Genomic DNA, 15,139 nt, shown 5'->3' with positions numbered 1-15,139 from the left:
AAATGAAGAGCAGACACGAACTTAGAGAAGCAGTTTTTAAAATATTATTCCAAGTAGAAAATACTGAATTAGATTTTATTGAACTATTAGATTTAGAACAAGAAGAAATTTCAACTAGTATTTATGTTAATAAAACATTAACAGAAATAATTGAGAAAAAAGATGAAATTGATGAAGTTATTTCTAATAATTTAAAAGACTGGAAATTAGAGCGTCTATCAAAAATGGATAGACAAATACTACGTATTTCAGCTTATGAAATACTTTATAGTGATATTCCTTATAAAGTTTCTATCAATGAAGCAGTTGAACTTTCAAAAAAATATAGTGAGAAAGATGAAAGTTATAAATTTATCAATGGGGTATTAAAAGGAATTGTAGAAAATTCAACAAAATAAGAGGTAAAGTTAGATGGAAGAGATAACATATCTAACCGTTACAGCGTTAAATAAATATATTGAGAGAAAGTTTTTATTAGATCCATACTTAGGAGAAATATATATAAAAGGTGAAATCTCAAATTTTAAAATTCACAATAACAATAATATATATTTTTCAATAAAAGACGAAAATACTAGAATAAATGCAGTATGGTTCGGGGCAAAATCAAAAGATTTTAAAGATGGAGATACAGTTCTAATAAAATCAAAAATTAACTATTATTTTCCGCGAGGAGAACATAATCTTTTAGTTACTGATATGAAAAAAGACAGAATTGGTGAATTATATCAAAAATTTTTAGAACTGAAAGAAAAGTTAGAAAAAGAAGGATTGTTTCTACCTCAATATAAAAAACAAATACCTAGTTTTTCTCAAAATATAGCTGTAGTTACAGCTAAAACAGGGGCGGCTGTCCAAGATATTACTAGAACGATACAACGTCGTTATCCAATAGCTAAAATAAATATTTATTCGACACTAGTTCAAGGTGAGAATTCTGTACAAGATATAGTTAAGAATATTAAACTAGCTGATGATGGTTCTAACGATGTTATTATACTAGGTCGTGGTGGAGGATCAATAGAAGACCTTTGGAGTTTTAATACTGAAGAAGTCATTAGAGCTATATTTAACTGTAGAACACCGATTGTAACCGGTATAGGACATGAAACTGATACTACACTTGCTGATTTTGTATCAGATAGAAGAGCTTCAACTCCAACTGCAGCAGCTGAACTAGTAACGCCAAATATTGAAGATATAAAAAATAGAATATCATTTAATTATGATAAATTAACAAATACTATAAACTATATTCTTCAAAATTATAAAAATAGAATTAGTAATAGCGAAAATAATCCATACTATAAAAACTATTCAAAAATATTTACGGAGTATAGAAAAACAGTTGAGTTGTTAGAAAGAGAACTTAGTAAATCCTTGAAAATTCTAGTTAAGGATAAGAAAAATAACTTGTTAATATCAAAAGATAAGTTTATAGAATTTGACTTGTTAGCTAGATTTAAAGAAAACTTTACTAATGAGGTTAATCGATTAGAAGCGAACTCACCACTAAATATTATGAAAAAAGGATATTCAGTTGCATTTTTAGATGATGAAAAAATTACTTCAGTTAAAAATGTACAAGTAGGTGATGACATTTCAGTCAAATTTGCTGATGGTAGTCTAGAATGTAAAGTTAATAATATATCCGATAAAGGAGTTAAGTAATGAGTAAAGAAAATTTTGAAACAAGTTTAATGAATTTAGAAAAAATTGTTGCAGAATTAGAATCTGGAAAATTATCATTAGAAGATTCATTAGAACGTTATAAACAAGGAATTGATTTAATTAAAAATTGTAATGATTTAATCAACAATGCCGAAAAAGAAGTAGCTAAATTAACTAAGGATTTCAAAGAAGATGAATAATTTTAAAAACTTCATAGAAAAAAACAAAGATCAATTAAATAGTTTCGCTAAAGAATATATTGAAAAATTAGATATGCCTGATATTTTAAAAGAATCTATTACTTATTCGCTGGTAAATGATGGTAAGAAAATTAGGCCATTATCATTCTTATATTTATTAAAATATTATGAAGTAGATTATACTAAGTATTTTGATATAGCTCTTGCTATAGAGTTAGTTCATACATATTCATTAGTACATGATGATTTACCAGAAATGGATAATGATGATTATCGTTGGGGAAAACTTACTAATCATAAAGTATTTGGTCAAGATCTTGCCGTACTTACTGGTGATGCTATGCTTACTTTAGCGTTTGAAGTTCTTAGTGATTCTAATGTTAACCCTGATTTAAAAGTTAGATTAATAAAACAATTCGCCAATTATTCTGGTGCTATGGGTATGATAGCAGGTCAAGTATATGACGTAAAACAAAAAAATTACAATGTTGATGCTGACTATTTAAGAAAAATGCATAGCTTAAAAACTGGCCGTTTAATTGAATTACCGATGGATTTTGCTTGCTTAGTAGCTGGTAAGCATTGTGATTATGATAATGTTAAAGAATTTGGGAAACAATTAGGTATAGCTTATCAGATAAAAGACGATATTCTTGATTACTATGGTGATTTTGAAAAAATCGGAAAACTACCAAGTGACGAAGATATGATTACTTATTTAAGCTTCTATGGTATTGAAGAATGTGAAGAATTACTTCAAAAACATACTAAAAATGCTATAAATATAGCTAATAAACTAAATAATAAATTATTAGTAGATTTTGCGAATTATTTATTGAAACGAGATAAATAATTATATAGTACAAAACAAAAAAAATAAATCTCTTATAAAGTTTAATAGTATCTTTATAAGGGATTTATTTCATTTTCTTTTTTATTTAAAAACCACGAGAGTTTAGGGGTAAACTTCGTGGTTTTTTACAGTTATTATATTAGCACAACTTTAGGGAATTAGAAACTCTAAGAACTAATATAATTAAAATGTTGGCTGTAGATTACTGGCACAAACATGAGGATTACTTATAATTGTAAAACTAAAAGTAGTTTGCTTCTACAGGTGACAAATTAACACTGCATTATTTTGAATTAATCAAAAGCGAGTTCTAAAATTAACCCTAAATATAAAGTAAAAATACTTTACATAATTATTATACTAAAAATAAGTGTAAATTTAAAGTATTTGTGTAAATTTTATCAATGAAAATGTTTTTATAATATATTTTCTATTTTAAAACTTTAATTTAAACCTATTTAATGATAAAATTAACTAAAAGATTATAAATTTTTTGTAAGTGGAGTTGAAATTGGATGAAAGTTTTAGTAGCGGTTAATGAATTTAAGGGGTCTTTATCTTCTTATGAAGTAGGGCAAGTTATATCAAAAAAAATTAATAATTCATTTAGTGATTATGAAGTAGAAATGGAAGTTGTTGCTGATGGTGGAGATGGTTTCTTAAATTTATTTAAAAACTTTGAAAAGAAACATTTTAAAACAATAAATGCTGCTCAAAATGAATGTAATGTTAATTATTTAATGAATATTGAAACTAAAGAAGTTGTTATTGAAGTTGCAGAAGTTATTGGTCTTAAGCAACTAACTGAAGATCAAAAAGATCCGTATAAAACATCAACAGCTGGTTTAGGAAAATTGATCTCCCATTTATTAGATCAAGGAATTGAAAATTTTATTATAGGTTTGGGTGGTAGCGCAACAAATGATTGTGGTATTGGAATGCTAAGCGAACTTGGAATAAGATTTGTTAGTAAAAATGGTGAAATTTGTCAACATGGAATAAATGAACTTGAAAAAGTAGAGAGAATTGACTATAGTTGTAAAAATAAAAAGTTAGAAAAAGCTAAATTTACAATAATAAGTGATGTCAATAGCCCATTATATGGCAAAAAAGGTGCTACTTATGTATATTCAAAACAAAAAGGATTAAAAGAAGAAGACTTTTTAGAAGTTGATGAAGTAGTGGAAAACTTCGCTAAATTAGTTTCAAAGGAGTTAGGAACGGACTATTCATCTTATGAAGGAAGTGGAGCTGCAGGTGGATTAGGTTTTGCATTCTTGTCTTTTTTAACCTCTACTATTCAATCTGGTTCTAGTTTTATGATTAACTACTTAGACATAGAGCAAAAAATTCAAGAGGTTGATTATTTAATAACTGGAGAAGGAAAATTAGATAGACAAAGTTATATGGGGAAAGCACCTATAGAATTGGCTAGAATTGCGAAAAAATATGATAAAAAAGTAATTTTCTTGGCTGGTAGTATTATTGATAAAGAACTGTTTAATTTAAGTGATGAAGATAAAAAAGTAGTAGATGTTTCATTTTCTATTCAAAGAGAATTTCTTCCATTAGAAATTGCTATGGATAAGAGTATTGCTAAAAGTAATATAGAAGAGACAATTGAACAAATATTTAGAGTATTGGAGTTTTATAATGGATAAAAAAAATAATATTTTAATGGGAATATTTTGTATAATTGTTGCAGGATTTGGATTTTCTCTAATGGCACTATTTATAAAACTTGCTGGGAATTTACCTTCTATGCAAAAAGGCTTTTTTAGAAATATTATCGCTGTTGGAATTTCATCAATTCCGTTAATTAAACACTGGAAGTCAATTAATTTTCCAAAAGGTAAATTATCATGGAGTGTATTGATATCGCGTAGTGTTTTTGGAACGATAGGATTGGTTTTTAATTTTTATGCAATAACTCATATAAGTCTAGCAGACTCAACTATAATACAAAAGTTATCACCATTCGTAATTTTAATATTGTCATACATATTTTTTAAAGAAAAAATGACAAAATTTCAAATGTTTGCTATAGTTATCGCATTTATAGGTGTAGGATTTATAATTAAACCTAGTGGGAATGGTTTTATTAGTATGGGTGCATTAGCAGCGCTATTAGGTGCTTTTTGCTCAGGTATTGCATATACTTGTGTGAGATACTTAGGTACTCATAATGTGTCGGGAGAGTTTATTATATTCTTTTTCTCAACATTATCTACTCTATTATTATTACCTTATCTAATTTTTGATTATAGGGTTATGACAATGTATCAACTATCTATGCTAATATTAGCTGGTGCTTCAGCGACAATTGGTCAATATGGTGTTACATTTGCTTATAAATATGCAGCTGCAAAAAATATCTCCGTTTTTGACTATTCTCAGGTACTATTTTCTGGGATTTTTGGTTTTATATTTTTTAATGAGTTACCAGACTTGCAAAGTATAATAGGGTATATTATAGTTATTTCTGTAGGAGTAATTTTAGTTAGAAAGACAAAATAAAGGAGTAATAAAATGAGGAGAAAGTATGTAGAGATACTCTCAATAATACTAAGAATTATTTTTTCAATAGTATTATTTTTTGTAGAGAGCAATAAACTCTCATCTAATAAAATATTAGAAAATTCTTCAAACAGTAAAACAAATACTGAATCTAGAGTTGAAAATGTAGCAAATGCTCGTGATGGAATTCAAGGTGTTGTTCAACCTTCACCATTTATTACGACTCCTAATGGAGTAGAGGCAAATCTTCTTCAAAATGCTAATGGAAGTTTAATTGGTCAATTAATCTATTTACAAAGACAAAATCTTCCTGAAGCAGAACAAAAGTTATTAGCTAATAATAAAGACGCTACTCAATACGTTCTTGGTTACTTGGCAGGTCAACAAGCTACACCTTTTGAACAGGGACAAACAGTAGATATAGATAGAAAGTATCCTTATTACATACAATGGGATAAACGTTGGGCATATGATAAACTTGGTGGTACTAATATCGCTATTGGGGGATGTGGTCCAACTTGTGTAGCTATGGCTTTAGGAGGGATATTGGACGATAAATCAATCACTCCAAAGAGTATTGCTGAGAAAGAAGATGCAAATGGTTACTTTACTGATGAAGGAACAAAATGGAGCTTTTTTGATTATATAGCTAAAGAATATGGTGTTAAATCAACAGGTGTTCCATTAAGCAAAGAAGCAATAAATGCAAGTTTAGATAAAGGGAATCCTATTATTGCTTCTGTGCATCCTGGAAAATTTACAACAGTTGGTCATATAATATTAATCACAGCAAAAGATGAGGATGGTAATTATATTATTAATGATCCGAATAGTTATACTAGAACTCTAAAAAAATGGTCATATGATGAATTAAAAACAGAGATTGTAGCTATGTGGGAATTCTCAAAATAACTTGTTAAGAGGATAATGTTCATTTCTCTATATCTAAACTATTGTTATTGAAAATTATAAAAAGAAGTGAAGGTGAAAAATATGTTGACATTTAAGTTAATTTCAATTGTTGATGGATTTTATCATTATGAAATTTATCCAGAAAAAAAGATAGAAAATAAACAAATTTTAATTTTTAATCCGCAATCAAAAGAAGTAAAGGAAAATACTTTTGATAATTTTAATATAAAATATTTGATGCAATTTCTTCAAGGGTTTACCGATGTAACGGGGAATTTTAAAAAAGAAGGAATGGTAGCTTGGGGATAAAAGCATTCAAGAAATTGAATGCTTTTTTCATTTCAGGAAATATATGAAATTGGAATAATGTTTAATGATATTATATATTCGACAAGTATTTAAATTAAAAATATATAATTCGATATAAACGTGTACAAAAATAATCAAACCAATAATTTGATAATAATTATGAAAACCTTTATAATTAATATTATGAAAATAATGATTATTAGTATTAATACTAATGTATAAATCGAAATAGTATAAGAGATGGAGGAAATAAAATGTCAGTTCTTGATATAAAAAATTTAGAAGTATCAATTAATGAAAAACAAATATTAAAAGGACTAAATTTAGAAATAAAATCTGGTGAAATTCATGCGGTAATGGGACCGAATGGAGCTGGTAAATCTACATTAGCTTCTGCGATTATGGGACACCCTAAATACGAAGTTGATGGAGGAAGCATCTTATTAGATGGTGAAGAAGTATTAGAAATGGAAGTTGATGAAAGAGCTCGAGCTGGATTATTTTTAGCTATGCAATACCCATCAGAAGTTCCAGGTGTACCAACTTCAGAATTTATTAAATCTGCTATCAATGCACAACGTGAAGATAGTATACCTCTAATGCAATATATAAAAAAATTAGATAAAACTATGGAATTTTTAGACATGGATCTAAAAATGTCTCAACGTTATGTAAATGATGGATTTTCAGGTGGAGAGAAGAAACGTAATGAAATTTTACAAATGATGATGTTAGAACCAAAATTTGCTATTCTAGACGAAATTGACTCTGGTTTAGATATAGATGCATTAAAAGTTGTATCAAAAGGTGTAAACAAAATGCGTGGAGAAAACTTTGGTTGCTTAATAATTACTCACTATCAAAGATTATTAGATTACATTGAGCCAGATTTCGTTCACGTACTAATGGACGGAAAAATCGTAAAATCAGGTGGACCTGAATTAGCGCTTCGTTTAGAAAAAGAAGGTTATGACTGGTTAAAAGAAGAGGTTTAATATGGAAAATAATAAATTAAAACTAAGTATTAAAACTTTACAAAGCATTTTTTCTAATACAAATGAACCAACATGGTTTTTAAATACTAGAAAATTAGCTTTATATAAAAGTTATACACTACCTTTTCCAAAACTAGAATCTATGGAATTAGAAAGATGGAACTTATTTAATATTGATTTTTCAACTCTAAGATTAGAAAGTGAAGGAAATTTAGATTTAACTGAATATGGTATTAATAGTGATGATTTTGCCGTAATCCAAAAAAACAACACTATTTTACACATTAATATCCCAGAAAAGTATGCTGATAAAGTAATTATTAAAGATATATTTACAGCAATGAATGATGATCATATTAAAGATAGTTTTATGAGTGTAGTTGACTATGCAGAAAGTAAAGTAACGGCTGTTCACTATACACTATTAAATGCTGGATTATTTATTGATGTTAAAGATAATGCCGTAATTGAAGAACCACTTCAATATATCGTGATTTCTGATAAAGAACAAAGTTTATTCAACCATGTAACTATTCAGGTTGGAAATAACGCTAAGTTTAACTTTATTGAAAACTACGTAAATAATCAAAAAGAGGATAAGGCTCCATTCAGTTTAGTTTCTGAAGTAGTTGCACATGAAGGAGCTCAAATTAACTATAGTTCAATTACGAACCAACCAGGACAAAAACGTGGAACTATTTTACGTCGTGGATTGACATACAGAGATTCATTAATTAACTGGAATGTTGCAGCGATGGATGAAGCGGATGTATATCATGATAATACAACAAATATTCTAGGTGACGGATCTGAAGCAAACCTTAAGATTGTTACTTTAGGAGTTAAAGAACAAAAAACTTACTTCAATAGTGAAGTAGTCAACCAAGGATTAAGTAGTAAAGGTGATATTCTTCAACACGGTGTATTACTGGATAAATCACATATCGTATTTAACGGTGTAGGATTTATCGTTAAAGGAGCAACAGGATCTAACGCTTATCAAAGTTCAAGAATGCTGACACTTTCATCTGAAGCAAAAGCTGATGCAAATCCAATGCTATTAATAGATGAAAATGATGTTATGGCAGGACACGGTGCTTCTTTAGGGCGTATTGATGAAGAGCAACTATACTACTTACAAAGTAGAGGATTAACTAGAAAAGAATCTAGTAGATTATTAGTTCATGGATTCTTATCTCCAGTAATCTCAGAATTAACAGTAGATAAAATCAAAGAGCTTGTAACAGTTCTTATTGATGAGAAAATTAACAACAACGAGAGTGAGTAATAATGACAGATTTTAGTAAATATAGAGAAGACTTTCCTATATTAAAAAGAAGGATATCAGACCATGATTTGATATTCTTCGATAACGGAGCTACCACACAAAAACCGAATCAAGTAATTGATGCTATATCAGATTACTATAGAAATTATAATTCGAATATTCATAGATCTGTTTATACATTAGGTAATGAATCAGAAAAAATATACGAAGAGTCTAAAGAATTAGTTAGAGAATTTATAAATGCAAGTAGTTATGAAGAAATAATCTATACTAGTGGAACTACGGAAAGTTTAAATTTTGCAGCAAGAATTTTAGAACAAGATGTAAGTGACGGTGATGAAATTATTCTTACCTACATGGAGCACCACGCTAATATTATTCCTTGGCAACAACTAGCTAAACGAAAAAACCTAGTTTTAAAATATTTAGAATTAGATGAAGAAGGAAGAATTAGTATTGAACAATTAAAAGAATTCATTACAGAGAAAACAAAAATTGTATCAATGTGCCATGCTTCTAATGTACTAGGTAATATAAATCCAGTTTATGAAATTGGTGAATTATTGAAAGATAAAGATATTTATTTCGTAGTAGATGCTGCACAATCAGTTCCTCATTTGAAAATCGATGTTCAAAAAATGAACTGTGACTTTTTAGCTTTTAGTGCACATAAGATGTGTGGACCCACTGGTATAGGTGTCTTATACGGAAAAAAACATTTATTAGAAAAATTTAATCCGGTTGAATTCGGTGGAGGAATGATTGGTATTGTTGAAGATAATTCAGCTACATGGGCTATTCTACCAGATAAATTTGAAGCGGGAACACCACTACTAGCACAAGCTGCCGGCTTAGGAGCAACTATTAAGTATCTTAATAATGTCGGTTTAGAAAATATTGAAAAGTACACTAAAGAACTTACTGAATATATGTATTCTGAGCTTTCAAAAATAGATAATATCGAGATTTACGGTACAAAAAATATTGAAGAAAGAGTTTCATTAATATCATTTAATCTAGTTGGAGTACATCCACACGATTTAACTAGTTTTTTAGATGCTAAAGGAATTTGTATAAGAGCAGGACACCAGTGTACTCAACCGTTATTAGGGAAACTGGAAACATACTCAGTAGCAAGAGCGAGTCTATATTTATATAATACAAAAGAAGAGATAGATTTCTTTATTCAAACTTTAAAAGAAACGAAGGAGTTTTTTGAAAATGAGTTTTAGTGATTTAAAAAGTTTATATAAACAAGTAATCTTAGATCATAGTAAGCATCCTAGAAATAATGGAGAAATAGAAAATAGCTATAAATTAGAAATGTTAAATCCTTCTTGTGGAGATAAAATAACAGTAAGCATGAAGTTAGTTGATAATATTATCGAAGATATCAAATTCGTTGGGACTGGTTGTTCTATCTCATTGGCGTCTGCTTCTATGTTAACAGAAGAACTTAAAGGTTTAACAGTAGAAAAAGCTAATACCAAGATTAAAGACTTTTTGAATATGATAATGGGAAATGAATTTAATGAAGAAAACTTAGAAGATAGTATTTCATTACAAAATATTTCTCAACTTCCAGCTAGGGTTAAGTGTGCTACTTTAGCATGGAAAATTACAGAAAAAATTTTAGAAGAAAATAAATAGAAAAAGGAGTGATTGCATTGAATAAAAATGAAGAAATGTTTACCGATTATCAGTATGGATTTTCAGATAAAGATGTATCTATATTCAAAACTGATAAAGGATTAACAAAAGAAATCGTTAAAACAATTTCTGAAAGAAAAGAAGAACCTAAATGGATGTTAGAATATCGTCTAAATGCATTAAAAGAGTTCTATAGAATGCCAATGCCTACATGGGGTGGAGACTTATCTGAAATTGATTTTGAGGACTTAACATACTATGTAAAACCATCAGAAAAAACAGAACGTTCATGGGATGAAGTACCCGAAGAAATTAAAAATACTTTTGAAAAACTTGGTATTCCAGAAGCTGAACAAAAATATCTTGCAGGGGTTTCTGCACAATATGAATCAGAAGTAGTTTATCACAATATGCATAAACAATTCGAAGAAAAAGGAATTATCTTTGAAGATACAGATACAGCATTAAAAAATCATGAAGAAATTTTCAAAGAATATTTCTCAAAAGCCGTTGATTTTAATGATAATAAATTTGCTGCATTAAACTCAGCAGTATGGTCAGGGGGCTCATTTATCTACTGTCCGGAAAATGTATCAGTAGAAGCACCGCTTCAAGCATACTTCAGAATTAACAGTGAAAAAATGGGGCAGTTTGAGCGTACATTAATTATTATTGAGAAAAATTCTTCTCTACATTATGTAGAAGGGTGTACTGCTCCAACTTATTCAGCAAGTTCACTACATGCTGCTGTAGTGGAAATCTTTATTAAAGAGAATGCTCGTTTTAGATATACAACTATTCAAAACTGGTCAACGAACGTTTATAACTTAGTTACTAAGCGTGCGATTGTTGAGAAAAATGGTACTATGGAATGGGTTGATGGAAACTTAGGTTCTAAATTAACTATGAAATACCCAGCTTGTATATTAGTTGGAGAAGGAGCAAGTGGAAATACACTATCTATCGCTATGGCTAGTGAAGGGCAAGTACTTGATGCAGGTTCTAAGATGATTCACCTAGCACCTAGAACATCATCTACTGTTGTTTCTAAATCAATGTCTCGTCGTGGAGGTAAAGTTAACTACCGTGGATGGATTCACTTCGGTAAAAACTCTGAAGGTTCTCGTTCAAACATTGAATGTGATACTTTAATCTTAGATGAATACTCAACCTCTGATACTATTCCTTACAACATCGTCAAAAACTCTAACGTATCCTTAGAGCACGAAGCAAAAGTATCTAAAGTTTCAGAAGAACAATTATTCTACTTAATGAGTAGAGGTCTTGATGAAGGACAAGCTACTGAAATGATAGTTATGGGATTCATCGAACCATTTACAAAAGAACTTCCAATGGAATATGCTGTTGAATTAAACAGATTAATTTCATTTGAGATGGAAGGATCAATAGGATAATCTATAACATAAAAATTTAAATTTTAAATAAAGAAGAAAAGAGGGGGGACTCAAAAATCGTGATTTCATAGAAATCGATTTTGTTGAGTCTCCCCTCAAAGCTTGTTAGATATATCTGAAAAGCTTTTATAAAGCGTATTTAGATATTAATAAACCACTGCGTCTATGAGTTATTATATACACTTTGTTAAAATTTAGTTCTTTTTAATCATTCCACTTGTTTATAAATTGCTATATTGATTTACTGTGGTTGTTACAGATACTCTTCCAACTCCTGCTCGGTTAGATTTAATTTTTGTGCTCCCAACTCTTTTGTTATAATCCCTTCTTTTATTAAGTTTACTATTACTGTTATTCTTCCTTGCTCAATTCCTTGTTCAATCCCTTGTTCAATTCCTTCCTCTCTGCCAGCAACGCGACCTTGTTCAATACCTTTTTCAATTCCTAACTTCAGTCCTTCTGCGCGTCCTTCTGCGCGTCCTTCTGCGCGTCCTTCTGCGAGACCGGCAGCCATACCATCAGCATGTCCTGCGGCACGACCTTCTTCCTGTGCATACATATACGATGCCCAGTAGTGGTCTTGTTGTCTTGTCATTTCATCATACATACGTTTTTCCTCCTTAGTCCAGTTTCTAAGATTTAATAAATTATCGGCTTGGACAAGTACATCATCGGGTGCACTTGTGTACTGTTTGTTCCCGAAAAATTCCAGCCATCTTATTTTTTTATAATCATTGTTTAAGTTTTCTTTATATTTTTTCAGTTCTAAAAATACAATTTTTAATAACGGCATTTCTTTAGTGTCATTATCCACATGCATTTTAAGTTCTGTGTTTCTAGTTTCTTCTTTGATTAAAAAAGTACTTATAGCTTCGTCGCCTTCAAAGTAGTTTTGATCGACGATAGCTGCTACATACACCGGTGGCAATTTTTTATAAATAGCGAGCTGCTCTTTTTCGTTTTGTTTTAATCTCTCAATATTGTCATTTACCTGCTTACATAAATATGCCCAGATTCTGTTAATAAAGAATACCTGCTTGGCGAGTTGCACTTCGATAATTACCTGTGCATGGTTATCTAATTCCACTAGAATGTCTACAGCTATATTGAAGTCTGTTCCTACATTGCTGTTTGCTGCAAAGATTTGATTTCCCTCAATTAACTTCGCACTTTTCGCCGGTAATTCAAAAATATCTTTTACAAATTGCAATGCTACCTCTTCATTACGAAATACTTTTTTAACAACTAAATCATAAATAGGTTTTATGTTTTTATGTCGTTCTTCCATATTTTTTTCACTCCCTATTTTTTAATTATAATATTTTAAAATTTTACTTTCTACCCTATTCTTAACTTTATTATACTAGAAAAAAAATATTTTTTCTAATGATAACATTGGTATTTATAGTGTATTCTGTCAATTCAAAATTTAATTGCACATAAAATGTGAATATTAGTATGAACGTGTGGGGGAATTATTAAAGATTTGAAAAAATTTAAGAGCTACTTTATAACTATAGTTCAGTGGTTTTGTTTAAATATTATGGATAGTGTAAGAGTGTATTTTTATGAAGAAAATTGAATAATAATAATAATAATAATAATAATAATAATCGAAGGGGGAGGTAAAGGGGATATTTATTGTAGAATATTGCCTTTTAAAGGCTTAAAATGTTGAAAAGTTGATGAAGAAGTGTTATAATATTTGATGAATTGCAACATGATTTTGAAAGTTTAATAATTTTTCAAAAAAAGCATAAATTTAGAAAAATTTTTAAGTATATATTAAGTGAATGTTGTAAAATATTCTAGATAAATAGAAAAAACAAGGAGAAAGGAAATGAATAATTTGCAAAATAGAGATAAACAAACTCGATTTTCTATAAGAAAATATAGTGTCGGTGTTTTTAGTGTGTCTGTAGCGACATTGTATTTCTTAGCTGGTGGGAATGCTCTTGCGGCTAATGATAATACACCGCGTATATCGGAAACATCAAGTGGAGCACCTGGAAATTCAACTGATCCAGAAACAACACCTAAAGAAAAAGAAAACAATGAAACTTTAGCAACTAATAATACGAAACCAGTAGAAAATAAAGAAACACTTAATGCAATACAACCAACAGAGGCGCCTACGTCTGCTAATACTAGAGGTCGCCGTTCAAAAAGAGATGTGGGAGATGCTCCTGCTGGCGGAACTTCTAATACTCCTACTGGAACTGAGACACCTGCCGGGTCTTCAACTGAAAATAACGAAACATTAAACTCAGCTCTAACCGGACGTAAGGGTTCTACAGTACAACCAGATCAACCGGGGGTAAATATACCAAAAGGAGATCAGCCTGGAGCACATGATCCGAGTGCTCACTTGAGTTTCAACGATCCTGATCATAATGCTACAGTTGAAGAAATGTGGAAGATTATCCAAAATATGCCGGATGACTTCCAAAATAACGAGCGTTCATACTTGAGAAATATGGATACTCTTGGGGATGCTCTTAGATTTGATGAACATGGTAATGTTACTACTGACCCGAGTGGTGTGAAACTTCAACCAGGTGAAATCAGAGAAATCAGTAGCTTTGGTGGATGGACAGCTATTATGAAAAAAGATGGTGAAACTGGTAAATTCGCTATTGGGATGAAAAATGAACAAGGCTATTTCACAGGTTGGTATAACAAAAATGGCGAACGCCAAGAAGGTGGAATGCTTGGTTCTAATGCCCTTGACCAAATCTATGCTCACGAGCAAGCGTTAGACCGACGTTTTAAATATATGTTAATGCTTGCCAAAGGACGTACTATCGCCAATAAAGAAGATAAAGCACAAGATGGCACTACGTTTGAAATAGCTTCAGCAAATAATTCGGGGAATCAAGCTAGTCTTGGTAAATTACCAGTAAAAGAGAGAGAAGATATACTCCAACACGCACCAAATATTGAAGGGTTCAATGGGATAGAAAAAACGTTTACAGCCTTTTCAACTGCATATGGAAGTCGCTTGAAAATCGACTTTGTGACAGGTTATATCTCAGACTTTAACGGGTCAAAAGGGACTTATCGTATCGTTGTTAAAGCGATTAAAAAGGATAAATCTGAAGAAACTGTCTATGACCATACTATCAACCGTATTGACGGTGTAGTAGAGAACGAAGAACGTTACAGTCAAGGTGTGAATTTAAGTTCGGTTAATACCTTAATTAAAAGCATTTTAAAGGGGGAGTTCGATAAAAAAGTCGAAACTCTTGCAACTGCTAAATATAAGGAAAAATATCCGAGTGTAAGAAGACAAGATAAAGCGATACTAGAAGCTTTGAAAGAGGAAGTAA

General features: G+C 30.2%; 15 protein-coding genes. 14 read left to right on the top strand and 1 reads right to left on the bottom strand.

Annotated elements, in window-relative coordinates; genetic code table 11:
* Nucleotides 1-2 precede the first annotated feature (2 nt).
* The 13 genes from nusB (at nt 3) to sufB (ending at nt 11,810) form a co-directional block, all read left to right on the top strand.
* Nucleotides 3-398: a transcription antitermination factor NusB gene (nusB, locus tag JX287_RS03660; RefSeq protein ID WP_003146114.1), complete on the top strand. Its 396-nt coding sequence runs from the start codon at nt 3-5 to the stop codon at nt 396-398.
* A gap of 13 nt (nt 399-411) precedes the next feature.
* Entirely contained in the window at nt 412-1,671 is a 1,260-nt protein-coding gene (gene xseA, locus JX287_RS03655; RefSeq protein WP_204642164.1) for an exodeoxyribonuclease VII large subunit, read from the top strand.
* Nucleotides 1,671-1,871: an exodeoxyribonuclease VII small subunit gene (gene xseB, locus JX287_RS03650; RefSeq protein WP_204642162.1), complete on the top strand. Its 201-nt coding sequence runs from the start codon at nt 1,671-1,673 to the stop codon at nt 1,869-1,871. Before xseA ends, xseB begins: the two co-directional genes overlap by 1 nt.
* On the top strand, nt 1,864-2,724 hold the full coding sequence (locus JX287_RS03645) for a polyprenyl synthetase family protein (protein ID WP_204642154.1): 861 nt from the start codon (nt 1,864-1,866) through the stop codon (nt 2,722-2,724). Before xseB ends, JX287_RS03645 begins: the two co-directional genes overlap by 8 nt.
* Before the next feature lie 515 nt (nt 2,725-3,239).
* Complete coding sequence (locus JX287_RS03640; RefSeq protein ID WP_204642152.1) at nt 3,240-4,385, top strand: glycerate kinase; 1,146 nt, start codon at nt 3,240-3,242, stop codon at nt 4,383-4,385.
* Nucleotides 4,378-5,241 carry a DMT family transporter gene (locus JX287_RS03635; protein WP_204642150.1) on the top strand — a complete coding sequence of 288 codons (864 nt, stop codon included), beginning with the start codon at nt 4,378-4,380 and terminating at the stop codon, nt 5,239-5,241. The genes JX287_RS03640 and JX287_RS03635 overlap by 8 nt, the downstream gene beginning before the upstream one ends.
* A gap of 12 nt (nt 5,242-5,253) precedes the next feature.
* Complete coding sequence (locus JX287_RS03630; RefSeq protein WP_204642147.1) at nt 5,254-6,153, top strand: C39 family peptidase; 900 nt, start codon at nt 5,254-5,256, stop codon at nt 6,151-6,153.
* Nucleotides 6,154-6,234: 81 nt separating this feature from the next.
* A complete protein-coding gene (locus JX287_RS03625) occupies nt 6,235-6,462 on the top strand; it encodes a hypothetical protein (protein WP_204642145.1) in 228 nt (75 codons plus the stop codon).
* Nucleotides 6,463-6,716: 254 nt separating this feature from the next.
* Nucleotides 6,717-7,457: a Fe-S cluster assembly ATPase SufC gene (gene sufC, locus JX287_RS03620; RefSeq protein ID WP_048801972.1), complete on the top strand. Its 741-nt coding sequence runs from the start codon at nt 6,717-6,719 to the stop codon at nt 7,455-7,457.
* Between the two features lies 1 nt (nt 7,458).
* Complete coding sequence (gene sufD / locus JX287_RS03615; protein ID WP_204642143.1) at nt 7,459-8,745, top strand: Fe-S cluster assembly protein SufD; 1,287 nt, start codon at nt 7,459-7,461, stop codon at nt 8,743-8,745.
* A gap of 2 nt (nt 8,746-8,747) precedes the next feature.
* Nucleotides 8,748-9,977, top strand: a complete 1,230-nt coding sequence (locus JX287_RS03610; RefSeq protein WP_204642141.1) for an aminotransferase class V-fold PLP-dependent enzyme — start codon at nt 8,748-8,750, stop codon at nt 9,975-9,977.
* Nucleotides 9,967-10,395 carry a Fe-S cluster assembly sulfur transfer protein SufU gene (sufU, locus tag JX287_RS03605; RefSeq protein ID WP_204642139.1) on the top strand — a complete coding sequence of 143 codons (429 nt, stop codon included), beginning with the start codon at nt 9,967-9,969 and terminating at the stop codon, nt 10,393-10,395. Before JX287_RS03610 ends, sufU begins: the two co-directional genes overlap by 11 nt.
* A 35-nt stretch (nt 10,396-10,430) precedes the next feature.
* The gene (gene sufB / locus JX287_RS03600) at nt 10,431-11,810 is read left to right on the top strand and encodes a Fe-S cluster assembly protein SufB (protein ID WP_204642187.1); all 1,380 of its coding nucleotides are present in this window, start codon (nt 10,431-10,433) and stop codon (nt 11,808-11,810) included.
* A 253-nt stretch (nt 11,811-12,063) separates the two neighbouring features.
* Here the strand turns inward: sufB and JX287_RS03595 are convergent, their stop codons facing one another.
* Nucleotides 12,064-13,098: a PD-(D/E)XK nuclease family transposase gene (locus JX287_RS03595; RefSeq protein WP_204642137.1), complete on the bottom strand. Its 1,035-nt coding sequence runs from the start codon at nt 13,096-13,098 to the stop codon at nt 12,064-12,066.
* A gap of 552 nt (nt 13,099-13,650) precedes the next feature.
* Between JX287_RS03595 and JX287_RS03590 the strand changes: the two genes are divergently transcribed.
* Nucleotides 13,651-15,139 (top strand): YSIRK-type signal peptide-containing protein (locus JX287_RS03590; RefSeq protein ID WP_204642135.1); only part of this gene is annotated, 1,489 nt, incomplete at its 3' end.

The organism is Gemella haemolysans, assembly GCF_901873445.1.
In the GTDB taxonomy this organism is placed as follows: Bacteria; Bacillota; Bacilli; order Staphylococcales; family Gemellaceae; genus Gemella; species Gemella haemolysans_C.
Note: the sequence above shows the minus strand (reverse complement) of the source record. Positions and strands in the feature narration are given on the sequence as shown.